20 protein-coding genes are annotated in these 25713 nt (G+C 61.5%); 11 read left to right on the top strand and 9 right to left on the bottom strand.

Translation table 11 applies throughout. From position 1 onward, the window contains the following. The first annotated feature begins 35 nt into the window (after positions 1–35). Positions 36–914 (top strand): NmrA family NAD(P)-binding protein, encoded by an 879-nt coding sequence (locus FQ705_RS09375; RefSeq protein WP_144140057.1) that lies wholly within the window; start codon positions 36–38, stop codon positions 912–914. Positions 915–932: 18 nt separating this feature from the next. Here FQ705_RS09375 and FQ705_RS34025 read toward each other — a convergent pair whose 3' ends face one another. Beyond that, positions 933–1094, bottom strand: coding sequence for a hypothetical protein (locus FQ705_RS34025; RefSeq protein ID WP_186307818.1), 162 nt, complete (start codon positions 1092–1094; stop codon positions 933–935). 178 nt (positions 1095–1272) lie between these two features. Here FQ705_RS34025 and FQ705_RS09370 point away from each other — a divergent pair, with 178 nt between their 5' ends. After that, positions 1273–2781: an MFS transporter gene (locus FQ705_RS09370; RefSeq protein ID WP_144142282.1), complete on the top strand. Its 1509-nt coding sequence runs from the start codon at positions 1273–1275 to the stop codon at positions 2779–2781. 71 nt (positions 2782–2852) lie between these two features. Here the strand turns inward: FQ705_RS09370 and gudD are convergent, their stop codons facing one another. The 4 genes from gudD to FQ705_RS09345 all read right to left on the bottom strand — a co-directional run bounded on the left by gudD (position 2853) and on the right by FQ705_RS09345 (position 9083). Continuing rightward, entirely contained in the window at positions 2853–4202 is a 1350-nt protein-coding gene (gene gudD / locus FQ705_RS09365; protein ID WP_144140054.1) for a glucarate dehydratase, read from the bottom strand. A gap of 126 nt (positions 4203–4328) precedes the next feature. Beyond that, positions 4329–5573, bottom strand: coding sequence for an MFS transporter (locus FQ705_RS09360; RefSeq protein ID WP_260854505.1), 1245 nt, complete (start codon positions 5571–5573; stop codon positions 4329–4331). Between the two features lie 835 nt (positions 5574–6408). After that, on the bottom strand, positions 6409–6690 hold the full coding sequence (locus FQ705_RS09350; protein WP_144140047.1) for a hypothetical protein: 282 nt from the start codon (positions 6688–6690) through the stop codon (positions 6409–6411). Continuing rightward, on the bottom strand, positions 6690–9083 hold the full coding sequence (locus FQ705_RS09345; protein ID WP_144140044.1) for a DUF6531 domain-containing protein: 2394 nt from the start codon (positions 9081–9083) through the stop codon (positions 6690–6692). The genes FQ705_RS09350 and FQ705_RS09345 overlap by 1 nt, the downstream gene beginning before the upstream one ends. 290 nt (positions 9084–9373) lie before the next feature. On the opposite strand from FQ705_RS09345, the gene FQ705_RS09340 reads away from it, so the two are divergent. From FQ705_RS09340 to FQ705_RS09325, 4 genes are all read left to right on the top strand, one after another. Further along, positions 9374–10084: a FadR/GntR family transcriptional regulator gene (locus tag FQ705_RS09340; protein WP_144140041.1), complete on the top strand. Its 711-nt coding sequence runs from the start codon at positions 9374–9376 to the stop codon at positions 10082–10084. Between the two features lie 320 nt (positions 10085–10404). Then, positions 10405–11151 carry an SDR family oxidoreductase gene (locus FQ705_RS09335; protein WP_144140038.1) on the top strand — a complete coding sequence of 249 codons (747 nt, stop codon included), beginning with the start codon at positions 10405–10407 and terminating at the stop codon, positions 11149–11151. A 121-nt stretch (positions 11152–11272) separates the two neighbouring features. Next, entirely contained in the window at positions 11273–11857 is a 585-nt protein-coding gene (locus FQ705_RS09330; RefSeq protein WP_144140035.1) for a TetR/AcrR family transcriptional regulator, read from the top strand. Positions 11858–11870: 13 nt separating this feature from the next. After that, positions 11871–12860: a LysR family transcriptional regulator gene (locus FQ705_RS09325; RefSeq protein WP_144140032.1), complete on the top strand. Its 990-nt coding sequence runs from the start codon at positions 11871–11873 to the stop codon at positions 12858–12860. Between the two features lie 3 nt (positions 12861–12863). Here the strand turns inward: FQ705_RS09325 and FQ705_RS09320 are convergent, their stop codons facing one another. Further along, positions 12864–13973: an alkene reductase gene (locus FQ705_RS09320; RefSeq protein ID WP_144140029.1), complete on the bottom strand. Its 1110-nt coding sequence runs from the start codon at positions 13971–13973 to the stop codon at positions 12864–12866. A 406-nt stretch (positions 13974–14379) separates the two neighbouring features. Between FQ705_RS09320 and FQ705_RS09315 the strand changes: the two genes are divergently transcribed. From FQ705_RS09315 to FQ705_RS09300, 4 genes are all read left to right on the top strand, one after another. Continuing rightward, positions 14380–14886: a DUF2844 domain-containing protein gene (locus FQ705_RS09315; protein WP_144140026.1), complete on the top strand. Its 507-nt coding sequence runs from the start codon at positions 14380–14382 to the stop codon at positions 14884–14886. A gap of 29 nt (positions 14887–14915) precedes the next feature. Beyond that, positions 14916–16235: a DUF3443 family protein gene (locus FQ705_RS09310; RefSeq protein ID WP_144140023.1), complete on the top strand. Its 1320-nt coding sequence runs from the start codon at positions 14916–14918 to the stop codon at positions 16233–16235. Between the two features lie 620 nt (positions 16236–16855). Continuing rightward, positions 16856–17674 carry an alpha/beta fold hydrolase gene (locus FQ705_RS09305; protein ID WP_144140020.1) on the top strand — a complete coding sequence of 273 codons (819 nt, stop codon included), beginning with the start codon at positions 16856–16858 and terminating at the stop codon, positions 17672–17674. 328 nt (positions 17675–18002) lie between these two features. Continuing rightward, a complete protein-coding gene (locus FQ705_RS09300) occupies positions 18003–18233 on the top strand; it encodes a hypothetical protein (RefSeq protein WP_144140017.1) in 231 nt (76 codons plus the stop codon). A gap of 125 nt (positions 18234–18358) precedes the next feature. On the opposite strand, the gene FQ705_RS09295 is transcribed toward FQ705_RS09300, so the two are convergent. After that, on the bottom strand, positions 18359–20587 hold the full coding sequence (locus FQ705_RS09295) for an NADP-dependent isocitrate dehydrogenase (RefSeq protein WP_144140015.1): 2229 nt from the start codon (positions 20585–20587) through the stop codon (positions 18359–18361). 410 nt (positions 20588–20997) lie between these two features. On the opposite strand from FQ705_RS09295, the gene FQ705_RS09290 reads away from it, so the two are divergent. Further along, positions 20998–23178 (top strand): TonB-dependent siderophore receptor, encoded by a 2181-nt coding sequence (locus tag FQ705_RS09290; RefSeq protein WP_144140012.1) that lies wholly within the window; start codon positions 20998–21000, stop codon positions 23176–23178. A gap of 107 nt (positions 23179–23285) precedes the next feature. On the opposite strand, the gene FQ705_RS09285 is transcribed toward FQ705_RS09290, so the two are convergent. Both FQ705_RS09285 and FQ705_RS09280 read right to left on the bottom strand, forming a co-directional pair. Then, positions 23286–24128, bottom strand: coding sequence for a formyltransferase family protein (locus tag FQ705_RS09285; protein WP_144140009.1), 843 nt, complete (start codon positions 24126–24128; stop codon positions 23286–23288). A gap of 193 nt (positions 24129–24321) precedes the next feature. Then, positions 24322–25701 carry a lysine N(6)-hydroxylase/L-ornithine N(5)-oxygenase family protein gene (locus FQ705_RS09280; protein WP_144140007.1) on the bottom strand — a complete coding sequence of 460 codons (1380 nt, stop codon included), beginning with the start codon at positions 25699–25701 and terminating at the stop codon, positions 24322–24324. Positions 25702–25713 lie beyond the last annotated feature (12 nt).

Here is a 25713-nt window from a genome sequence, read left to right as displayed (position 1 = left end):
CTGACTACAGCCTTTCCCAAACCAGGAGAAACATCATGGCAATTCTCGTTACCGGTAGCACAGGCGTCGTCGGTAAGCAGGTTCTGGAACATCTGAACGGCAGCGGCGCGGAAATCCGCGCGCTGACCCGCTCGCCGGAGAAGGCGCAATTCCCGGCCGGCGTCACGGCAGTACAAGGCGACCTCGCCGACGTAGACGGTTTGCGGCGCGTCCTGACCGGCGTGAGCACGCTGTTTCTGCTCGCGCCCAACGCCGCCGACGAACTCACGCAGGCACTGCAAACCTTAAGCGTCGCACGCGACGCCGGCGTGAAAGGCGTGGTGTATCTGTCGGTCTTCAAGGGCGCCGACTATGTCGACGTACCGCACTTCACCGGCAAGTACACGGTCGAGCGCATGATCGAACACCTCGATATGCCGGCCACCGTGCTGCGTCCCGCGTATTTCATCCAGAACGATGCGCGGCAGAAAGAGCCGCTGCTCACGCATGGCGTTTATGGCATGCCGATCGGCGGCAAGGGCATTTCCATGGTCGACGTTCGCGATATCGGCGACGCGGCCGCCCGTGAGTTGCTGCGCCGCGAACGTGCCGCGAGCCGTCTGCCGCGCGAGACCTATGCGCTGGTCGGGCCGGAGGCGATCACGTCGGAGAACGTGGCGGCGATCTGGGCCGACGAATTGGGCCGCACGGTGCGTTATGGCGGCGACGATCTCGACTTGCTCGAGCAGCGTCTGAAAGGCGCCGCGCCCGCGTGGCTCGCCTACGACATGCGTCTGATGATGAGCCGTTATCAGCAGGACGGCGCGGCGGCATTGCAAGCGGATATCGATCGTCTGGCGACCCTGCTGGGCCGTCAGCCTCGCTCGTATCGGGACTTCGCGAAAGAAATGGCCGAGGCCTGGGCCAAGGGTTGAGATGCGGAGCGCGGGGCGTTAGCCCGGCGGAAACTTGTCCTGCAACGCGGCGAGCCAGCACGCCACCACGTCCATCTCGTCGTCCGTGAAACCCTCGTCGAGGCGCTTGTTGACCTCGGCGAGGCCTGCCTTGGTGCGCTCAATCGCGAGGCGGCCTTCGCCGGTAATGTTGAGACGCAAATAGTTTCACCCTGGGGAAAACCCGTATAATCCCAGCATAGAGGTAGGACAACTAGAGGACTTGGCTTGTCAAACCCCGACCTGCGCACCGCCGCGCAGTCTCCCCTCCAAACGCCGTCCGCCCAGATCCGTGAATCCGACCGCTACTGCCCTGCCCTTCAGAAACGCCCTGTTCGCGATGCTCGGCATCGGTCTGGTCAACATGCTGGTCGCGCTCGACCAGACCGTCGTCAGCACCGCGCTGCCTTCGATCGTCGCCGAATTGCACGGCTTCGAGTACTACGCATGGATCGCCAGTGCGTATCTGCTGGCGTCGGTCGTCACGGTGCCGGTGTTCGGGCGTCTCGGCGACTACTTCGGCCGCAAGCGATTCGTGATCGCCGCGGTGATCGTGTTTACCGTGGCGTCGGTGCTGTGCGGCGTCGCCAACGACATGCTGTTTCTGGTGATCGCGCGCGGCTTGCAAGGTATCGGCGGCGGCATGATGGTCGGCACGGCGTTCGCGTCGATCCCCGATCTGTTTCCCGATCCGCGCGCACGCGTGCGCTGGCAAGTGGTGATGGCGGCCGCGTACGGCATCGGCACGGCGGCGGGCCCGTCGCTGGGCGGCTGGATGAGCGAGCATTGGGGCTGGCGCTCCACGTTCCTGATCAACCTGCCGGTCGGCGCGGCTGCGCTTTACTTCATCTGGGCGCATCTGCCCAGCTTCAAGCGCCCGCATGACGGCGAAGTCAAAATCGACTGGCTCGGCGCGACGCTGGTCGCCGCCGTGCTCGGCGGCTTGCAGGCGTTCATCGAAGGCGTACCGAAGAACGGCCTGACCGCCGGCAATATCGTGCTGGCCGTATGCGTGATCGCAGGCGCGATTGCCCTGCTGATCTGCGAGAAGCGCGCCACCCATCCGATCATTCCACTCGATCTCTTCAAGGACGCGCAACTCGTCACGCTCTTCACGCTCGGCATGCTGTCCGGCTTCGTGATGTTTTCGCTGATCTTCTTCGCGCCGCTGTTGTTGCAAGGCGGCTTCGGACTATCGCCGCAGCAGGCGGGCCTGCTCGCCACGCCGATCGCGGCCTGCATCGCGCTCGGCAGCCTGCTCAACACGCGCATCGTGATTCACATGAAGAAGCCCACGCGGATTCTGTCGATCGGTTTTGCGCTGCTGCTGTTCGCCTCGATCGCGCTGGCCTTTGCCAATCCCGAGACGCCGCATATCTGGATCGAATTGCCAATGGGCGCCGTCGGCATCGGCCTCGGCTTCATCCTCAATAATCTGAATGTGTTCGGTCAGGAAATTGCCGGGCGCGAGCGCTTCGGCATCACGACCGCGCTGTTGCAGTCCACCCGCATGGTCGGCGGGATGCTCGGCACCAGCATCGTGGCGACTGTGGTGTCGCATCATTACCGTGATGTGGTCACGCGCACGATGAGCGTGCTCGGCGAGCCGGCCGCATCGCAATGGCGGCCTCGCTTCGTCGATCTGCGCATTCTGATCGACGAGACCTCGCGACTGAAACTGATCGCCGACATGAAACCGTCAGGGCTCAACACGCCCGCGCTGATCGATACGGCGCGCGATGCGCTGGTGCAGTCGATTCATATCGGCGTGTGGCTGACTGCAGTGGCCGCGCTGGTGGCGGCCTTGCTGGTGCAGCGGATTTCGCACGTGGTGTTTCGGCGTAGCTGAACGGCGCAACTGAACGGCGCAGCGGCTCACATGAGCCGCTGCTGTAACGCCAGATCTGGCTCGCCGTGTAATCAGCGCACGAGGCACGGACGCTTGTTATCGAACTTCCAGTTCGGAATCAGGTACTGCATGGCCACGCCGTCATCGCGCGCGCCGAGGCCGTGCTGCTGATACAGCGCGTGCGCTTTCTCGATCTCGTCCATATCCAACTCGATACCAAGGCCGGCTGCTTGCGGCACCTTGACCTTGCCGCCGATGATCTGCAATGGGTCGCGCGTCAAACGTTGGCCGTCCTGCCAGATCCAGTGGGTGTCGATCGCCGTGATCTTGCCGGGTGCGGCAGCCGCCACGTGCGTGAACATCGCGAGCGAAATGTCGAAGTGGTTATTCGAATGCGAGCCCCACGTGAGTCCCCATTCGTTACACATCTGCGCCACGCGCACCGAACCCTGCATGGTCCAGAAGTGCGGATCGGCCAGCGGAATATCCACCGACTGCAACTGGATCGCGTGACCCATCTGACGCCAGTCGGTGGCGATCATATTGGTCGCCGTCGGCAAGCCGGTCGCGCGACGGAATTCCGCCATCACCTCGCGGCCCGAGTAGCCGTTTTCCGCGCCGCACGGGTCTTCCGCGTAGGCCAGCACGTCGTGCTTGTCGCGGCACAGGCGAATCGCTTCGGCGAGCGACCAGGCGCCGTTCGGATCGAGCGTCACGCGCGCCTTGGGAAAGCGTTCGGCGAGCGCGGTGACTGCTTCGATCTCCGCATCGCCCGGCAGCACGCCGCCCTTCAGCTTGAAGTCGTTGAAACCGTAACGCGCCTGCGCCGCTTCGGCGAGACGGACGACGGCTTCGGGCGTCATCGCTTCTTCGGTGCGCACGCGGTCCCAGTCGTCGCCGCACTCGACGCCGCTGGAGTACGGCAGATCGGTCTTCTTGCGATCGCCGATGTAGAACAGGTAGCCAAGCATTTCCACTTCGTCGCGTTGCTGACCTTCGCCGAGCAAGGCCGCCACCGGCACGCCGAGATGCTGACCGAGCAGATCGAGCAACGCGGCTTCGAGCGCGGTCACCGCATGAATCGTGGTGCGCAGATCGAAAGTTTGCAGACCTCGACCGCCCGCATCGCGGTCGGCGAATTGTGTGCGCGCCTTGTTCAGGATGGCTTGCAGATTGCCGATCGACTGGCCGACCACCAGAGGACGCGCGTCGTCGATCGTCTTGCGGATGCTCTCGCCGCCCGGCACTTCGCCGACGCCGGTGTGCCCCGCGCTGTCGCGCAGAATCACGATGTTGCGCGTGAAGAACGGGCCGTGCGCGCCGCTCAGATTCATCAGCATGCTGTCGCGGCCGGCGACCGGCACGACACGCAGTTCGGTGACGACCGGCGTCGCGTTGGCTTGAGTTGTGTTCGTGGACATGGTGACGTGCCTGATAGGTTGGTTTAGTGAGCCGGCGCGCGAGCATCAACGCGTGGCGCAATTGCGCTCGACGGCGGCGTCGGACGGAAAGGGGATTCTGTTTGGCGCACGATCGGCTTGTGTCGGTCAGTGGGCTTTATGTTGCAGCGATTCTGGCAACACGTCGTGATTCACGCGTCGATTACGCGTCAGGAAGCCTGCGCCTGCCGCGATCAACGAGGCCACGCCCAAGCCATACAGGCCGCCAGTAATCGAGCCGGTGTGCTGCTGCAAATAGCCGAAGGCGGCCGGCGCGAAAAAGCCGCCGAGGTTGCCGACCGAGTTGATCAGTGCGATCACGGCCGCGGCTACGCGAGCGTCGAGATAGCCCTGCGGAATCGGCCAGAACAGCGAGGCCGCCGCTTTGAAACCGATCGCCGAAAAACAGATTGCGACGAACGACAACACCGGATTACCCGACGTCGAAGCGAACAGCCCGCATGCGGCGATGACCAGCGCCACGGCCAGCCACGCCTGCTGAAAGCGCCACTTCGCCGACAACACCGCGAAACAGTACATCGCGAACATGGCGATAAGCCACGGAATCGCGTTGAGCATGCCGACTTCGAAATCGGAGAGGCCGCCCATTTTGCGGATGATCGTCGGTAGCCAGAAGGTGGCTGCGTAGATAGTCAATTGAATCGCGAAGTAGAGGAAGCAGAACAGCAGAATCTGCGGGTCCTTGAGGAGCTTCGCGGCGGGCAGATGGGCACCGCCGTGCGCGTCGCGTTCGGCCTGCTCCGTGGCAATCGAAGTTTCGAGCACGCGTTGCTCGTCGGCCGTGAGCCACGAGGCGTCGCGAATGCGCGACTTCAGCAGCATCCAGCTGACGCCGCACAGTACGATCGAGAAGCCGCCTTCGACGAGAAACATCCATTGCCAGCCGTGCAGACCGAAGCCGCGAATCGACAGCAGGCTGCCCGTGATCGGACCCGACAGCACGGATGCGAGCGCCGAGCCGGCGAGAAATACCGCGACCGCTTTGCCGCGTTCTTTTTGCGGCAGCCACTGCGTGAAGTAAAAGACCACGCCGGGGAAGAAACCGGCTTCGGCGACGCCGAGCAGGAAACGCAGCACGTAGAACGAGGTGTCGTTCCAGACGAAGGCCATGGCCGCCGCGACGAGACCCCACGTGCCCATGATGCGGGTGAGCCAGGCGCGCGCGCCGTACTTCTGCATCAACACGTTCGACGGCACTTCGAACAGCGCGTAGCCGATGAAGAACAGGCCGCTGCCCAAGCCGTACGCTGCGGCACCAATGCCGAGGTCCGTCTGCATGTGGGAATTGACGAAGCCGATGTTCACGCGATCGATGTAGTTCGCGATGAACATGATGAGGAACAGCGGCAGGATGTGTCGCTTGACCTTGGCGACCGCGGATTCGAGCGGGTCGGTGGGATGCGCGGATGCAGATGTCACGAGTTGTCTCCAGTTTCGGCCGGCGGGTGGCTTGATCGAAACGCGTGATACGTTGTCTGATGACATATTACATGGAGCGGGTGGGGGAAGTCAGTGTGGTGTTTACCCTGTTAAATTGCCTATTTATAGGCTAGTCGGCGTGGTGATGCGTCGCGCGACCATAATATTTGATTAAAATAAGACGTCCGATGACTGCAGGATCAGTCATGTTGCTCTGCAGCGGTGAGTACGCAGAGGGGCAACGCGTGCTGCCCTTCTGCTCGTGGATCCAAGTTACTCTCTGCTCACGTCGATGAGTTGCTCGAACACATTGGTTTTAGTCGTCGTCAGTGACCTGTCTGTTGCCGGAACTGTCGAGTGGATACAGCCTAACGGACATGAAATGCTTGATGCCCGGTTGGCCTAGCGCGATTAGACTGAGCATAGAAGCGCCAAATCGCCGCGCAAATTCGTCATCAAGCTTGAAATCGAAGTCGTCCAGCAGAATTGGCGCTTTGAACGCGGCAGCTGCAGCGGGGCCGAGCTTCGCTGGCTCGACTAACTGCACACCCAGCTGTGGAGTGTCTTCGTCGTAAGTTATAACCGCTGGATGACTTCCGATTACCGGCCTCATCGCCTGGGCGGTCCCTCGATTGGGTACTGCTTAACCGTAAAGTATGTTTTGAGTTCGGGGTCGACCGCTTGCATGGTCAACTGCCGCGGATTTTCTTTGTAATTCAAAACCACGGATAGATTGGATTAATTTCCATCAATCATCTCCGCTGCTCGGCTCGTCGATTGGCTGCTGGCTGATGCTGATGTACTGTTCAAGGTCAGGCTGACCCAACGCGACAAGACTGAGCATCATGGCGCCGAGCCGTCTGGCGAATGCATCGTCAAGTTTGAAACTGTGCTCGTCTAGCAGCACAGGAATCTCCAATGTTCCAGCGATGGCCGGAGCCAGTTTCGATCGCGCCACAGCTTGCAGCGCAAACTCCTGGCGGTCTTCAAAATAGGTCAGCACAACAGAATACGGTGGATGCTTGGCCATCAAAAACCTCGGCACGTTTGGTAAATTTGGAACGCTCTTTGTTTGCACAGAGCCACTGCACGGGCCCCACCCATTTTAGGAGCGATGAAGCCACACATCTCGATATGAGCATCATATTGCTGGAAGCATTGGTTCTCGTGATCCTCTCGGCCGCCGCACTTTACCATTGCACCTCCATCGCCCTCGGCTCCGAACACGCCGGTGTAAAGCAATAAAGTCTTTGCCGCACGCGTCGAGTCCGGCACAAGAGTGGGATAAGGGATCTGCGACTGGTCGCTTAGCACCAATTCCATAGCGTCGCCAGACTTCCCGTATGCCGCTTCTAGTTCCCCGCTGAAGAGTTTCCACGTCAGCTTCGCTTTCCACGTCAAATAACACTCGACGCAAAGCTTCGGAACAAACCCGTCAGCATCCGACTTAAGCCCCGTGAGATTCGCCGTTGGCGCAACCGGATCGTTACCCAACTCCCAGTTGGTAAGCCACACACCCAGTTCAGCGTCGCTAATCGCTTGAGCAGCACCGCCATTCGTCGCCACGGTCGCGGTTCGCGTCGATAACGTGCCGTCCAGTGCATAGCCATACCGGACCAACAGCTTGCGAGCGAGTCCACCGTTTGCAACTGCCGCCCTCTCGTCGTACTGGAATGCCATCGCGCGGCCGCGATCGTCGTAACCGATCGTGGCCTGGCCGGTATTGCCTGCCATAACCGTCGCGCGATTCGCCGCGTCACGTTCGAGCGTTCGCATTGACCAACCCGAAACGGCATCCGTCGTCGTCGCGATGTTGCCGCGCGCGTCGTACGTGTAGGTCCAGTCTTCGGTCTTCGCGCCATTGCGGCTGATCGTAGCCGCTATCAGACGGTCTGCCGCATCGTAGCGAGCGCCCACCGTCATAACGTTACCGGCCCTGGGCGCCTGCATCCCGAGCTCGCCTGTGGCGTCAGTCGACTCCTGATCGGCGTAGCCCGTGACGTTGCCATTTGCGTCGTAGACAAACGCACGAATCCGGCCGGGTGTTGCCACGAGATGCGGACGCAGCGAACTAGCGTCGGCGTACTCGATCGTCGTCACCGTCCGATTGCCGCCGATCGTCGCCGTGGCCTTCGTCGGCCGGTTGGCGCTGTCCCACGTGTATTGCGTCGTCCCTTCGGGGGTCGTCCTCTGCGTCAGATTTCCGGCCGAGTCCCATTGGCGCGAGACGGTCCCGTCCGGCGTGACAATCGAACCCGCACGCCACGCATCCGGGAAACTGAAGCTGAAGGTACTCGTACCGTACGGGCTGCTGAGCGTCGTCTTCCCAGAGGCATAGCTAAACGAAGCATTGCGTTTCGTATCGGGATGCGTGACCGATGTCACGCGAGCATTGGCGTCGTAAGTCCACGTCGCTATTCTTGATCCCGATTCATCCTTGACGCCAGTCAAGGCATTCGGGAAGCGGCTGTCTTCGTATAGATATTGACGAATGGAGGCATCCGGGTGAGTCACCGAAGCAAGATTGCCCTTTGCGTCATACCTATAACGCGTGACGTTGCCCAACGGATCCGTCATCGCAACGATGCGGTCGCTATCGTCGTACTCGAGTCCTACCTTGAATCGGTTAAACGTGATGTTGTCGACTGCAGTCTCATTGATCTGCACCATCCGGTTTCTGAAGTCGAACAGAAACTTGCGGAGCATTCCTGTGCGCGTGGTTTCTGAATACAACTCGCCGGTGCTGACCGCATAGGCCTCCGTCGTGCCGAGCAGTTCATCCTTCAGGTAGTAGTAACCGTCGGCCGCTTTCGTTAGCGAGAGCCCACGATTTCCCAGCAGCGTCCACGCTTTCCCGTTCCAGTTGAACGTCAAGGGCTGTTGATTGCCCCGATAGACAGTAAGTTGCGGCGCGCTCGCATTGACCGCCGACAGGTCGATCCTTCGCTGCCAGTTGTTGACCCAGTTGCGGCCCATCGCCGTCTGCGTCGTGTCATAAGGCCGGGAAAGATAGGTACGTCCAAAGGCTAGTGGTAACGCGTCGCCGTTCGCAAAGTCAGTCTCGAAGAGCGTGACCATGCCCTCGGCCGGCAACACCGGGTCCGCTACCGGGCACGAGCCTTCAGGAGAAGGTGGGACCGGCGCGCCGGCGCAATAGTCTTTGATCCAGTCCAGAGCGTTCGGGCAGTTGGAGTAATTCATGCTGCCGAAGGGATCGCCTGCGCCCCTCGACATCGGTGACGTGCCAGCCACCTGGATCGCGCAACTCGGGGTTCCGGGCACCCCGAGGGATCTCTGATAAATCTGCATGCACTGCCCGTAATCTGCGGCGTTGGCGTGAACGCCAATCAGCAGAAAACAGGACACGACAAACCGGCGAACTACGCTGTCTGTCGATGGTCGATGGACTATCCGGGCTTTCATGCTTCTCCTTGAGTTTTTTTATGGCGAGTGCGGCGCCACAACTCTTAAGGAGATTTAAATATCGACCTATCCGACAACTCCTAAAATTGCATTCTTCTTGACCCAAACCACGCGAACCTATGCCGACTCTTACACACCGTGTAGGAGCCAAAGCAATCGCAAGTCATCCGCGACAACCGCTCGACGACTCACTCAACGCCAAACCCAGTCATCAACCATCGCCCCACACGTCATCAGACAACCGCTATGATGACCCCATCCCCAGCCGACTAACCCAACCAACCCCAGCAATGAGCAGCCTGACCGAGAAGGTGGTGGCCACCCTTTCCGACGAAATCCGCCGTGGTCTTCTAAGGCCCGGCGACCGCATCCCCACCGAAGTCGCGATGATGAAGCAGCTCTGCGTGAGCCGCTCCGTGGTACGCGAGGCGATTTCACGCCTGCAGGCCGCGAACATCGTCGAGACGCGTCACGGCATCGGCACTTTCGTGCTGGCGCCGTCCGCGGAAAAACCGGTGCAATTGCCCGCCGCCGATCTTTCCAACATGCTCGACGTGATGGCGATCATCGAATTCCGCATCGACGTCGAGGCCGCGTCGGCCGCGCTCGCCGCCGCGCGGCGCAGCGAGCACAACCTCAAGTTGATGCGCGGCGCGCTGGAGCGTTTCGAGTCCGAACTCGAACGGGGCAGCACGGACACGGTCGCGCACGACATCGAATTTCATCTGCAGATCGCGCGCGCCAGCGGCAATCGCTATTTCTTCGACGTGCTCAGCCAACTCGGCCGCGCCGTCAGTCCGCGCACGCGACTCGGCACGGCGGAGATCGCCGAACTCGACCAGATCGACCATCTGCGTAACGTGCTCAACGAGCATCAGTTGATCTATCGCGCGATCGAACGGCGGGACCCCGACGACGCCCGCGCCGCCATGCGCATGCACCTGAGCAACAGCCGCGAACGATTGCGCCGCGCGCACGAGTCGAGCAAGGCCGGCGGCTGAGTCGGCGGCGAGCGGGTGCAAAGCCCGCGCCGCCTGGCGGCTTCGATCGACGGTCGGGAGGTGTCCGGCCGACGCCCGAGCCAACCCAACGCGCCCGCCTTGACTCACTGCGCCCGACCCCAGCTTCATTCTGCCCAAGCCGCAACCGCCTCCCCAGAGCGCCGACGCCGGCCCCAGCCCCAATCCAATTGTTAGCCCCAGCGAAACAGTGCATTCATTCCGATCCGCTTGATCGAGTCAATACGTTCGTACATATTCTCCACATCGCCTGTCGCCGTTCCTCGGACCACGCGGACCTTCAATCACTCAAGAGACACACCATGAAACTCACGGGCAACACGATCCTCATCACGGGCGGCGGCTCAGGCATTGGTCGCGGACTCGCTGAAGCATTCCATCGGCTCGACAATCAGGTCATCATCGCCGGTCGCCGCCAGGCGAATCTCGCGGCGACGATCGCAGCCAATCCCGGCATGCAATCCGTCGAACTGGACATCTCGGATCCGCAAAGCATCGCCTCGGTCGCGCAGCAACTGATCGCGCAATATCCATCGCTCAACGTCCTGATCAACAACGCAGGCATCATGCAACTCGACGACCTCGGCAAGCCGGTCGACGACGCCCTGATCGTCGCCACGCTCACCACCAACCTGATGGGCCCGATCCGTCTGACGGGCGCACTCGTCGAGCATCTGCAGCAACAGACAGACGCGACGATCGTCAACGTCTCGTCGGTCCTCGGCTTCGTGCCGATGGCCATCGCCGGCGTCTATTCGTCGACCAAGGCCGCGATGCACTCGTACTCGCAATCGTTGCGCTACAAGCTGAAGGACACCTCGGTGCGCGTCGTCGAAATCGCCCCGCCGTGGGTGCAGACGGATCTGCTCAACAGCAATGAAGAGCCACGCGCGATGCCGCTCGCACCGTTCATCGAGCAGACCATGCAGGAACTGGGCACGGATGCCGACGAAGCCATCGTCGAGATCGCCCGGCCGCTGCGCAACAACGCCGGTCCGAACGAAGCGGCCTTCGTCACGCAATTCAACGACATGTTCGCCGGTGTGTAACGCTTCATCTCCGGGCGGCGCCGGCCACATCGCAGGGTGTTGCCGGCGCCCGCTCTGACCCGCCCCGCAGCCGTGCATGACACAATGCGGGGCGACCGAACTGCCAACGACCCTTCCGACCATGCCGAAACCCTCACATAAAGACACGCTGATCGCCGAAGGCATGCGTGTCATCCACGAATTCGGATTCAACGGATCGAGCGTGCGGGATATCGTCAAGGCGGCGGGCGTGCCGCATGGCTCGTTCACGAATCACTTCGCGTCGAAAGAAGCGTTCGGTCTCGAAGTGATCGAGCGGTATTTCGAACGCGCGCGCGACGACCTGAACGACACGCTGTTCAATGACGAGCTTCAACCGTTGCTTCGTCTCGGCCAATACATCGACCTTCATATCGAACTGATTCGCCAGAACGAATCGCGCAACGGTTGCCTGCTCGGCAACTTCGCCGCGGACTCGAGCGACAACGAGACGATCCGCGCGCGCATCAACGCGATCTTCGGCGAGATCGAACAGGCCGTGCTCTATTGCTTGCAAGCGGCGGTCAGCGAGCGCGAGTTGCGCGCCGATACGAACTGCGCGGAGATTGCATCGTTCATCGTCTCGTCGATGCAAGGCGCGTTTCTGCTGGCCAAGGCGCAGCGCAATGTTGCGCCGGTCGTCAAGGTGAAGGACGTGCTGTTTTCCCGAGTGTTACAACGCCCCTGACCAGGAGCTTCCGATGACGCCGCCCAGACCCGCCGGACCGCCCGCCACGCCGATCGCTTCCAGCGACTCGGGCGCCACGCCCGGCGCGATGGATCGCTTCGGCTCGCTCAACGTATTCGTGCGCGCGGCCGAAACCCGCAGCTTCACCGAAGCGGGACGCCAGTTGGGGATTTCCTCATCGGCGGTCGGCAAGGCGATCTCGCGACTCGAAGGACGGCTCGGCGTGCGGCTCTTTCACCGCAGCACGCGCAGCATTGCACTGACGCCCGAAGGCGCGACCTTCCTGACGCGCTGTCAGCGCATCATGCTCGAAATCGAGGAAGCCGAAACGGAACTGGCGCTCGCCAATGCCGAGCCGCGCGGACGCCTGCATGTCAGTATGCCGATGGTGAGCAAGCTGATGATGCCGGTGATCGGCGCCTTCATGAAGACCTATCCCGACATCACGCTCGACATCGATTTCTCCGACCGCATGGTCGACGTGATCGAGGAAGGCTTCGACGTGGTGACCCGCACCGGCGACGCGATCGACTCGACACTCGTCACGCGCGCGATGGGCACCTACCGTAACGTGATCGTCGGCTCGCCCGGCTACTTTGCGAAACACGGCGTGCCTACCGAGCCCGAGCAACTGCGCGATCACGCCTGTTTGCAGCATCGTTTTCCGACCACCAACAAGTTGCGCCGCTGGCCCTTGACCCGCGACGGCGAGACGATCGACATCGAACTGCCGACCGTCGCGATCGTCACGGCTGTCGAACCCTTGACCTTTCTTGCCGAGCAAGGCCTCGGCCTCACCTGTGCGCCGGATTTCACGGTTCGTGCCCAACTCGCGCAAGGCTCGCTAGTGGCGGTACTGCAACCCTATCTGGAAACACTCACCGTATTTCGCGCGCTGTGGCCGTCCGGGCGACAGATCTCGCCCAAGGCGCGAGTCTTCGTCGACTATCTGAGCGAACATCTGTTTCCGGTCGAGGCGGCGGCAACGCGCGCCGCCTCCTGACGCTTACGCGCTCACCGCTTCATCTTCGTAGAACGGATAGTCGGTGTAGCCCACTTCCGTGCCGCCAAAGAAGGTCGGGCGATCGTACGGGTTGAGCGGCAAGTCGCGGCGCAGCCGTTCCGGCAGATCGGGATTGGCGATGAAGTCGCGGCCGAACGCCACGAGATCGGCATCGCCATCGGCGAGAATCGCTTCAGCCGACGCGCCCTTGAAGCCGCCCGCCGCAATGATCGTCCCCGCGTAGTGCTTGCGGATGGTTTGTGCGGCGACCGGATTCGCGTCGCGGCTTTCGTCTTCGACATTGCCCACGATACGCGGCTCGATCAGATGCAGGTACGCGAGATCGAGCTTGGCGAGTTCTTGCGCGACATAGCTGAAGAGGCCGACCGGATCCTGATCCGACATGTCGCCGAACGAACCGCTTGGGCCGAGGCGTACGGCCACTTTGTTGCTGCCCCACACGGAGATCACCGCGCGGGTCGCTTCCATGAGCAGACGGGCGCGGTTCTCAAACGAACCGCCATAGGCGTCCGTGCGTTTGTTGCTGCCGTCCTGCAGGAACTGGTCGAACAGATAGCCGTTCGCGCCATGCAATTCGACGCCGTCGAAGCCCGCTTTCACGCCGCGTTCGGCGGCCGTGCGGAAACGCTCGACAATCGCGGCGATCTCGTCGACCTCCAGCGCGCGGTTCGGCGTATTCGGAATCCAGCCGGCGTTCGTGTAGGCCACACCGCCATGCAAGACTTCGGACGGCCCCACCGGTCGACGTCCGTCGGGCTGCAATTCCGCGTTCGACTGACGTCCCGCGTGATACAGCTGCAGGAAGATCGTGCCGCCCTTGGCGTGCACCGCGTCCGTCACTTCGCGCCAGCCGGCAATCTGACTATCTTCATAGAGACCGGGGGCGCCGAGGTAACCGTTGCCTTCGGGCGCGGCGATCGTGGCTTCGCCGATCAGCAGCGCGCCGGGCGAGGTGCGCTGTGCGTAGTACTCGGCCATCAGGCGGCCGGGCCGTGCGCCGTCTTCGGCACGCATCCGCGTGAGCGGGGCGAGCACGACGCGGTGCGCGAATTCGTAAGGTCCCACTTTGACCGACGTAAAAAGCTTGCTCATGATGTTCTCTCGAAGTTATCCAGTGAATAAAGCCGCGGTGCGCGTCTTGCGGTGGTCCGCGTTGGATACCAATCTATAGGCAAGGCCGGTCGGGAAAAACAGGCTGCGCTTCCCAAGACTTCGGACTGCACCGTCCGCAATGCGCCGAAACCCTTGCGCCATAAGGACTGCATAGCCCACTCCGATTGTTGCAACCACACGGCAACTGTGTTTCCGCCGCGTGCCGGTGACAGCGAATTGACCGGCTGTCTAATTACAGTCGACAGGAAGTTTGACTCTAAAATCAAACAGAATCGAATTAACCGCGCTATTCATCTTATTTAAAACGCCGCAATGTCTTAATATCGCGTCTGCGTCGACGGGATTCAGCGTTCACGCATCTTCCGAAAACTTCCAAAATCAAAAAATGATAATCAGCCGATTTCGAACGCTCGTGGTGGCCACCGCGACGTTCGCCGCGATCGCGCCCGCTTACGCGGGCTTAGGCGGCGCGCCGACCTATCCGGTCACGTTCAGCAGCACCACCGCCGGCGCAGTCAGTCCGGGCGGCGCGACCGTTGCGCGCTATTCCGCCGGCGCCAGCGCCGCAGCGCCCGCCTACACGATCAGCCAGACCACGTTGCCTTCGGGCACGGTCGTCGACGAGTACCTCACGGCGGGGAACACCGTGTTCGCGTTGACCTGGCAAGGCCCGACCATGCCGCCGCTCAAGACGCTGCTCGACACGTACTTCCCCACCTACGTTCAGGCGCTGACCGACGCACACGCGTCCGAAGGCGGCGGTTATAGCTCGGCCGTGGTGCATCAGTCCGGCCTCGTCGTGGAAATCGGCGGTCACATGGGCGCCTTCGCAGGCCGTGCCTATCTGCCGCAAGCGCTGCCCCAAGGCATGAGCGCTGCCGATATCAAGTAATTCACACCAATCAAACGAGAGAATAAAAAGTGCGCAAAATCGCATGGATCATTGCCGCGGCGCTCGGCCTGAGTCTGGCCGGCTGCGGTGGGGGTGGTGGAAGTAGCAACAACAGTTCAGCCAACTCGAATAGTTCGACGGTCAGCGCGCCGCTCGCCGTGAGTTCGCCGGCGGTGACGAATAATTCGCCGCCGAACGTACTCGCCGTCGACGCGACTGCAGTGCCCACGGATTCCACTCAGGCCAATACGGTGCCGGTGACGGTGGGGGCAACGGCCATCAACAATCAGCCGATGGTCAGCGTCACCGTTTGTCCGCCGGGTTCGAGCGCCAACTGCGCGACGATCAACAATGTCATCGTCGATACGGGTTCGGTGGGGCTGCGCCTCGTCAGCTCCGCGATTCCGTCTGCAACCGCCGCCCTGCTTACCCGCGAGCCCGATGGCAACGGTCAGACGCTTGCCGAATGCGCGCTGTTCGGCAGTGGCTATGCATGGGGAACGGTGCAGCAGGCGGACGTCCTGCTGTCCGGCGAGACGGCCTCGTCAGTGCCGATTCACGTGATCAGCGACCCGGCGCTGATCACCGCCGCGCCGACCGATTGCACGCAGGGCGGCGGCCGCGCACTCGTGACGACCAGCGACTTGCACGCGAACGGTATTCTCGGCATCGGCTCGGGTCAGACCGACTGCGGCCTGGCTTGTCAGAACACGGTTCAAACGCAGTTTTACTACACCAATGCCGGCAACACGGCGCAAGTGCTGCTGGCAAACCAGATCACGAATCCGGTCGCGAAGTTCGCTACCCCGGACAACAACGGCGTGATTCTGGAAATGGCGCAGGTGGCCGACACCGGCAGCGCATCGACCTACGGCACGCTCGTCTTCGGCATCGACACCCAGGCCAATAACGCGCTGACGGGTACAGGGGCGTCGCTGATCCCGACGGACGTCTATAACGATTTCACGTCGAACTACGGGGGCTTCACGTACAGCCGGACGTTCTTCGATTCCGGCTCGACAGTGATGTTCTTCCCCGACCTGACGATCCCGACGCAAATCGTGTCGTCGACGCAGTACTACGTGCCGAGCACCCCGGTGGGACGCACGGCGACGTTGGCAGGCAGCAATTCGTCGAGCATCACGCTGGGCTTCAATATTGCCAGCGTGCTGACCCTGGCGGCGACCGGCAACCACGCCTTCAACAACATCGGCGCCTATCAGGCGTCGCCCCACCAGTTCGATTACGGCCTGCCGTTCTTCTTCGGCCGTCACGTGTACTACGGGATCGACGGCAAGACGTCGACGGGCGGCGGCGTGGGGCCTTACGTGGCATACGTGTCGAAGTAAGCGCCGGGTTTCACCAGGCGTAATGGCCGCGCGGCTGATTGCGCGGCCCTCGACCAACCCGGCCCGCGCGCCGGGTTTTTTAGTTAATCGCGCAATGCGGTCTTTAACAACGGATCGAATACTTCCGAAAACGATATTTCGATATTCATCCACTCAAGTTATTCAAGTTCCTGCCGATAGTGTGGCTAAGGCGCAGATTAATCAATAAACGCGCCAGTCTCTTTATCACGTCATTTATATAAAATGCAGAATAAGCGTGGCCGACGAATGCCGGGCGTGGCATCAATGGCCGCTGATTCGTCGAACCCGCCGACGAATGCCCCGCTCACGCTTTTCAGCGATCCAACCTCACCCTGCGTACTGCGTTTCGGCGCCGGTCAGCATTGGGCCGCGTCACCGCCTGCACAACCCGGGTAACTGCTCGCGTCGTGCCGCACGGCATCAGCGGCGCAGCGAATCGCGCTCAATCTGCAAGCGCAGCGTGCCGTCGAAGATCGGCATGCTCGCGAGTCGTTGAAGTTGCCGCGTTGCGCCGTCGTGCAAAAACTCGTAGTTGGTTGATGCCGGCGTCGTAACAGTGGCAACCTAGCCGTTCCAAGGCAACAGAGGAGCCTACGACGATGCAACCCTCAACTCCCCCGCACGACGACGACCTCAAGCGCTTCGAAGCCGGCGGCGCGCTGGCGCTGCCGGCTTCGAAGCAAGACGGCTACGTCGAATACGAAGGCGCGCGCATCTGGTTTGCATCGTATGGCACGGGCAAGCCCGTGATCCTGCTGCACGGCGGTCTCGGTCACAGCGGCAATTGGGGTTACCAGGTCGCCGCGCTGATGGAATCGGGATATCGCGCGGTAGTGATCGACAGCCGCGGCCACGGCCGCAGCACGCGCGACGCCCAGCCGTACACCTACGAATTGATGGCGTCGGACGTGCTCGCCGTGATGGACGCCTTGCAGCTCGAACACGCGGCCATGGTGGGCTGGAGCGACGGCGCCTGTATCGCGATGGTGCTGGGCCGCACCGCGCCCGAGCGCGTGACCGGGGTGTTTTTCTTCGGCTGCAATATGGACCCGGGCGGCACCAGGCCGTTTGTGGAGACGCCGATAATCGGCCGCTGCTTCGGCCGGCATGCCCGCGACTACGCGCAACTGTCGGCGACACCCGCCGACTTCGAAGCATTCGTCGCCGCCGTCAGCGAGATGATGAAGACGCAACCCAATTACACCGCACGCGATCTCGCCGAGGTGCGTGTGCCGGTGGTGATTGTGCAAAGCGAGCACGACGAATTCATCTGGCCGGAACACGCCGCCTATCTGGCGCGCAGCATTCCAGGCGCACAACTGATCTCATTGCCGGAAGTCAGCCATTTCGCGCCGCTGCAAAGGCCCGCGCAATTCAATCGCGCGATGCTCGCTTTCCTCGATCGGCTCGCGCTCTGATCGGTTCGGCCGCGTTCAGGCTGAGGTTCAGATGAATTTCTTCTGCGCAATCATCGCATCGGGCTCGAAATTTCACGATGTGACACGCTCCCGCGCTTCGTAAAAAATCGTGGTGCGTGGCACAAATTCGGCATTTCGCAATGTCGCCCCACGTTGCACATCGTAAAACGTCGATCCCAAGCCATTATTTTTAAACGATATTTTTCTCTCGAACAAGCCATCTAACAGCCCCTTGCGCCGCGAAGTGCTGACGTAGACTCTTTTACAAGAGCAGGCGGACGAAGCGCCTTCGCAAACCGGTTTTTAATTGGTAATTGGGAGACTGAAAATGAAAGGCTTTCGCTTTGGATCGACCCAGGGAGCGTTCTACATCATGCCGGGCCAGGACGGTTGGGCGGCCAGCTACGGCAATGAGACGCTCGGCGAGTTCTCGAGCCCGCAACAGGCGGCGGACGACCTCGCGCGTGGTTTGACCTGCTCGCATCTGTCGGAGGGCGACGATACTTCGACGCTCGAAATCCCCGAGAAGCTCAGCGACTGGGAAATCGTTCACGTGTGATGGCAGGTATGACGGCTGCCCGACTGGACGTAAAAAAGACGATGGCGCTCGAGAGCGCCATCGTCCTGCTTGCTACGGCTTACCGCTGTGCGCGTGGTTCAGTGCGCGATTTCTTCTTCTGGGCCTCAGGCCGCTGCGTCCACGATCTTGTTCAGCGTGGCGCTCGGGCGCATTGCCTTGCTCGTCAGGTCGACGCTCGGACGGTAGTAACCACCGATGTCCACCGGCTTGCCTTGCGCAGCAGCCAGTTCTTCGATGATCTTCGCTTCGTTCTCAGCCATGGCCTTCGCCACGCCAGCGAACTGCGCCTGCAGAGCGGCATCTTCCGTTTGCGCCGCGAGCGCTTCCGCCCAGTACATCGCCAGGTAGAAGTGGCTGCCGCGGTTGTCGATACCGCCGATCTTGCGCGCCGGCGACTTGTCGTTGTCGAGGAACTTGCCGGTTGCCTGATCCAGCGTTTTGGCCAGGATCTGCGCCTTCGGGTTGTGATACGCATTGCTCAGATGTTCGAGCGACGCGGCCAACGCGAGGAATTCACCCAACGAGTCCCAGCGCAGGAAACCTTCTTCGACCAGTTGCTGAACGTGCTTCGGCGCCGAGCCGCCCGCGCCCGTTTCGAACAGACCGCCGCCTTCCATCAGCGGGACGATCGACAGCATCTTCGCGCTGGTGCCCAGTTCCATGATCGGGAACAGGTCGGTCAGGTAGTCGCGCAGCACGTTGCCGGTGACCGAGATCGTGTCCTTGCCCGCGCGGATGCGATCCAGCGAGAACCTGGTAGCTTCCACCGGCGTCATGACGCGGATGTCCAGACCCGTGGTGTCGTGGTCTTTCAGATATTGCTCGACCTTCTTTATGATCTGCGCGTCGTGCGCACGAGCCGAATCCAGCCAGAAAATGGCCGGCGTGCCGGTGGCGCGCGCGCGGTTCACCGCCAGCTTGACCCAGTCCTGCACCGGCGCGTCTTTGGTCTGGCACATGCGCCAGATGTCGCCGGCTTCAACCGGCTGCTCGATCAGCACCGTGCCGGCTGCGTCCGTCACGCGGACCACGCCGTCTGCCGGGATCTGGAAGGTCTTGTCGTGTGAGCCGTATTCCTCGGCTGCTTGCGCCATCAGGCCGACGTTCGGCACCGTGCCCATCGTGACCGGATCGAACGCGCCGTGCTTCTTGCAGTCTTCGATCACAGCCTGGTACACGCCTGCGTAGCAGCGGTCCGGAATCACCGCCTTGGCGTCGTGCAGTGCGCCGTCCGCGCCCCACATCTTGCCCGACTCGCGAATCATGGCCGGCATGGACGCGTCGACGATCACGTCGCTCGGCACGTGCAGGCTGGTAATGCCCTTGTCCGAATTGACCATGGCCAGTTGCGGACGCTGCGCGTACTCGGCCTTGATGTCGGCTTCGATCGCTTCGCGCGTTTCGGCCGGCAGGTCTTTCAGACGCGCGTACAAATCGCCGATACCGTTGTTCGGGTTGAAGCCGGCCTTGGCCAGGGCTTCAGCGTGCTTGTTCAGCACGTCTTTGTAGAACACCGAGACCACGTGACCGAAGATGATCGGATCCGACACCTTCATCATGGTGGCCTTCAGGTGCACCGAGAACAGCACGCCCCTGGCTTTCGCGTCGGCGATTTCCGCTTCGATGAAGCTGCGCAGCGCGTTCTTGCTCAGCACCGATGCGTCGATGATCTCGCCCGCTTGCACATTGGTCTTTTCTTTCAGGACCGTCTTCGAACCGTCGGCAGCCGTCAGTTCGATCTTCACGGCGCCAGCCGCTGCGATCAGCGCCGACTTTTCGCTGCCGTAGAAATCGCCACCGCTCATGTGCGAGACGTGCGACTTCGAGTCTGCCGACCACGCGCCCATCTTGTGCGGATGCTTGCGAGCGTAGTTCTTCACCGACAGCGGCGCGCGGCGGTCCGAATTGCCTTCGCGCAGCACCGGGTTCACCGCGCTGCCCTTGATCTTGTCGTAGCGAGCCTTGACGTCTTTTTCAGCGTCGGTCGTGGCGACGTCCGGGTAAGCCGGCAGCTTGTAGCCCTGATCGCGCAGTTCGGCGATCGCGGCCTTCAGTTGCGGCACCGACGCGCTGATGTTCGGCAGCTTGATGATGTTCGCTTCCGGACGTGTGGTCAGCCCACCCAGTTCGGCCAGATCGTCGGAACCCTTCTGTTCCGCGCTCAGGTAGTCGGGAAATGCAGCGATGATCCGGCCGGCAAGCGAGATATCGCGCGTTTCAACGATCACGTCGGACGAGCGCGTGAACGCCTTGACGATCGGCAGCAGCGAGTAGGTCGCCAGTGCAGGCGCTTCGTCGGTCAGGGTGTAGATGATCTTCGGCGATGTGGACATGTTCGATGCTTTGCTAGGTGAGTGTTAGACAGAGCGTTGGGCAGTGCCGGACCGGTGCGTTGCAGCAAAACAACAAGTCAACGCGACGCTCGGCACTACTTTCTACGGCCAGAGCGTGAGTATATGCGTGTTTTCCTCTACTCGCTGCTAAACAAACATATCGCCGAAACGCTCGTCACGGGGTCGAGCCCCGCCAGATAAGGCTTTGGCCAGATTTCCCTATGTCTTATGACAGATGTCTTATAGATGACTCAAGATCGTCAACAAAACATTTGTTAATGCGAATCATATGCATTACCATTCGAGCGAACTTGCGTTCTTACACTTCGATTACTTAACCACTCGCATCCGATAAGGCCGTTTCGCACAGTTCCGGTGCGCGATAGGCCTCACTGCCCAACTCGAACAACATGCAGAAATTCTTTGTCGCCGGCCGACCGGCGTTTGTGCGCGGCCAACGCCGCACTCCCTCGCTGCTGAGCGCGGGGCTTCTGGCCAGCGTCGGTTTGACGCTTTCCACGCTGTCGACTTCGGGCTGGGCGCAGGTTGCGGCCAGCGACGCCGGCGCCACCCTGCCGGCCGTGAGCGTCTCGGCGGCCAAAGACACCACCGTGGCGCAGGCCGACACCGTCAGCGCCGGCGCGCTGGGTACGCGCAAAGCGGTCGACACGCCCTTCTCGGTTCACACCGTGACGAGCGACGAAGCGCAAGACCTGTTCGCGACCACCGCCAACGATCTGTTCAAGTACGATCCGGCCGTCTCGGCGATCAGCGAAAACGGCATCAGCGAAAACTCGATCTTCACCGTGCGCGGCATGCCGATCGACACGCTGAACAGCGTCAAGGTGGACGGTCAGACATTCCCGTCGTGGGACACCGACCTGTCGCTCGAACCGTTCGAGCAGGTCGAATTGCTCAAGGGTCTGTCCGGCTTCATGTATGGCTTCGGTTCGCCGGGCGGCATCGTCAACTACGTGTTGAAGCGCCCGACCGACACGCCGTACCACAGCATCACGGTCGGCTATAAATCGGCCGGCGTGTTCAGCGAAGCCGTGGACCTGGGCGGTCGCTTCGGCAACGACGACCGTTTCGGCTATCGCCTGAATCTGGCGAACGAAGAAGGCAATACCGCTGAAGATCACGGCCACGTGCGCCGTCAGGTCGCTTCCGTCGCGTTCGATTTCCGCATCACGCCGGATCTGACGTTGACGGCCGACGCGTTCTATCAGAAGCGCAAGACCAACGGCACGCTGTTCGGTTTGATGTTCGGCGGCGGCCTGGGTATTCCGGACGCGAGCACCGTCACACACTCGTTGACGCAGCCGCAGAACTACTACCAGACGGAAATGGCCTCGTTCGGCACGGGCCTCGATTACCGTCTCTCCGAGAACTGGCACGCGAGCGTGAAGTACCGTTTCGCCAAGGAGAACCGCACCAACTCGGATAGTTTCCTGTACGTCAGCGACGCTGCGGGCAACTACTCGAACACGCTCTACGCGGCGATGACGCGCTACTTCTACCAGAACGTCGATGGCATGGTGGAAGGCAAGTTCAACACCGGCAGCATCAAGCATGACGTGGTGGTGGGGGCGAGCTTCGAGACGCAAACCAGCGAGTACAGCAACAGCACCGGCTGGAACGAAGGCTATTTCCTCGGCAACGGCAATCTGTACAACAGTACGCTGTTGACCAACGATGAAGTCAGCATCGGCGCAGACCTGTACCGTCAGCAGCGCACCACGCAAGCTGCCGTCTACGCGAGCGACACGGTGCAATTCACGTCGCGTCTGTCGGCGCTGGTCGGCGTGCGCTACACGCAGTATCAGGAACACGTGTACGACCCGAGCGGCGCGGTGTCGTCGCAATACCAGGCGGACCCGGTCACACCGACCTTCGCGCTGATGTTCAAGACCGACCCGTATTCGACGGTGTATGCGAGCTACGTCGAGTCGCTGGAACAGGGCGGCGCGGCATCGAACACCAACCTGAACTACCCGGATACGTTCGGTCCGCTCAAGAGCAAGCAGTATGAAGTCGGCTTCAAAACCGACCACAGCAAGTGGGGCGCCAACCTCGCGCTGTTCCGCGTGGACCAGGGCTATAACTACACGAACTCCTCCAACATCTTCGTGCAGGACGGCACCAGGCGTTATACCGGCGTCGATGCAAGCGGCTGGCTGGCGGTGACGAACGAATGGCGCGTGATGGGCGGCGTGATGTGGCTCGACAGCAAGGCCGTCGACGTGGACGATCCGACCGTGGAAGGCAAACGCATCTATGGCGCGCCGCGCTTCGTCGTGACCGGCCGGGTCGAATACAACCCGTCGTACATGCGTCCGCTGACGCTGGCTTTCGGCGGCAAGTACGTGAGCAACCAGGCCGTCGACGCAGGAAACACGCAGTTCGTGCCGGCCTACACCACGTTCGATCTGAGCGGCCGCTACGAAACGAAGATCGCAGGCAAGGACGTGACTTTCCGCGCCGGCATCAACAACCTGTTCAACCGCCGTTACTGGACGACCGCATGGGGCTACTATGTCGCCCCGTCGCCGACTCGTACCGCAGTAGCGAGCGCGACGCTGAATTTCTAGGCTTCGCGTGAACGAAGGGCGCCCGGATCGGGCGCCTCTTTACAATCGGCCTCGGCTTCATGCTCGCACCGGGCCGGCCCACGCGCCTGACCGCCTCGTTCAGGCGGTCACGCTTCGACCTGCACGCCGTGCCCGGCCATCATCGCGAGTCCCTCGTGCAGCGCCGGGAAAAGACTGCGATTGAAATTGTTCCAGCGCAGTTCGAGGATCGTATCGTCCTTGTCGATTTCGGTGCTCAACACGTCGTGGATCACCTCACCCGAATCGATGCCGTTGTCGACGTAATGAAACGACGCGCCAGTCAGATAGAGCGGCTCGACCGCGACGGTTTCCATCGTCTTCCAGTTCACCACCTTCTTGCCGCGCGCGCCGTACAGCGCATCGAGCGTCGCATACGCGCCGCGCCGCTCATAGGGCGATTCCTCGCGCGTCACGCCCGGATGAATGTTGACGATCTTCCGATGGAACGGCGCACCCGGCCGCACGAGTTCATCCAGAATGATGAGCAGGCCGTCGAGCACCACGATATCGGCCTTCAGTTCCACCAGCGTATCGTGCAGATGCTTTTCAAAGCGGCTCTTGCCCGCAGCACGTCCCGACGCACCGAGCGGCTCACGTCGATAGGTGGACGGAATCGCCATCAGCAGGTCGTTGACCGGTTTGCCCTGCACACACAGATCGGGCGGATAGAACCAGCGCTTGCCCGGCTCGTATGCGAAGCCATACTCCTTGAGCTTGTCGCGATCCCGTGCCGAACCCGCATCGTCGTCGTAGATCACTCTTTCGAGCGAGTACTGTGCGCCGAGGTCGCTCTCATTGAGCGCCTCGACCAGCGACTCCAAGACTGATTTCATGTACCGCGTGCCGTCGCGATACGCAACGTCCTGTCCTGCCTTATCGGCGGCCGCGTTTCTCAGCGACCAGATATAAACCAGTTTCTTCTTCGGCATAGCCGACTCCTCGGAGAAGGTGCAACAAAAATGAAATCGCGTGGAGAGACACGCACTGCCGTCACCCTCCACGCATCGAAAACTTGACCAGTCGTATCGTGCGGTGGCGATCACCGTGTGCGGATTGCCGTAGAAAAAAGTGCTCTCGGACTGGCAGCCGCTCACGAAGCGGCGATCGAAATGTTCTGGGCATTCACTGCGAAACGTCAGTTGCGCACGCCGCAGTGAACCGCCGCGTCGTACACGGAAATGTCGGCGTCCGGCTAGCCGACCGGTCCTGTGATGTGTGACGTGCGAGCGAAGCGACGATTTCATCGGAACGCAGCGCGAGAACCGACAGCAGCGTGTCGGAAAGTCCATGACTGTCTTCGCAGCAACCTTGCAGATAGATGCGCGGTTTGAAGCTCGCCGGAGTGACGAGCCTGTAATCGCGTTCGACGTCGCCCTGCGCCAGTGCTTCGCCCAGATGCGGCGTGAGACTGTCCAGCAGATCCAGGTGGGTATCGCGCCGGTAGCCCGTGGCGAGCACGAGCGCGTCGAATGACTCGGCTCGCGCGTGCCCGTTCAGGCGGTCGCGCAACGTGAGTTCGATCTGTCCACCTGCCGTACGCACGGCCGTTTCAATACCGGTGTTGGCGAGCAACCGGTGACGCGGGTCCGCCGACACGTTCTGCAAATAGAGCATCTCGTAGATCTGTTCGATCAGCGGACGATCGACCACGGCGTAGTTGGTGTCGCGAAAGCGCTCGATCAGCGAACGGCGACCGTCGCGCGGCTGCGCATAGACGATATCGGTAAAGGCGGGGCTGAAGATCTCGTTGACGAAAGGGCTGTCGTCGGCCGGTTTGAGCGCGCTCGAACGGATCACGAGGCTCGCGTCGACATGCGGAAAACGGCGCGTCAGATCGACGAAGACTTCTGCGGCGCTCTGTCCCGCGCCGATCACCGCGACGCGTTTGCGCGCGCCATTCGACGGGCCGACCACACGATCGATCGACGTCAGATACTGCGAGGAATGCACGATGTTGTGCGTGCCGAGCGCGGCGAATGCCGGTGGCACCTGCGGGCCGCCGCCGATGCCCACCGACAGTGCTCGCGTCGAGCGTTCCCACTCGCGGCCCTCGGCATCGCGCGAGAAAACCCGTAGCGCCTCGATATCTTGCGCTTTACCTTCCCCCTTCACTGCTTCGATGCCGATCACGGTCTGGCCGTAATTCACGCGCTCGTCGAACGCTGCCGCCACCCAACTGAGGTAGTCGTGAAACTCGACACGCGTCGGATAGAAATTCTTCAGATTGACGAAATCCGCCAGACGTCCCCGCTCGAACAGATAGTTGATGAACGTGAAGCGGCTCTTCGGATCACGCATCGTCACGAGATCCTTGAGGAAGGAAATCTGCATCCGGCAGTCGTCGAGCAACATGCCGCGATGCCAGCCGAACTCCGGCTGGCGCTCGATGAAGCAATGCGCGAGGTCCGACACGCCGGCCTCTTCGGCGAGGCGCACGGCAAGCGCGAGGTTCGACGGCCCGAAGCCAATGCCGATCAGATCGAAAACGGTATCTCTGTGCATGTCGCAGGTCCT

Origin of the sequence: Paraburkholderia sp. BCC1884, from assembly GCF_900996225.1 — a bacterium.
GTDB lineage: Bacteria > Pseudomonadota > Gammaproteobacteria > Burkholderiales > Burkholderiaceae > Paraburkholderia.
This window is presented reverse-complemented; position numbering and strand designations above follow the sequence as displayed.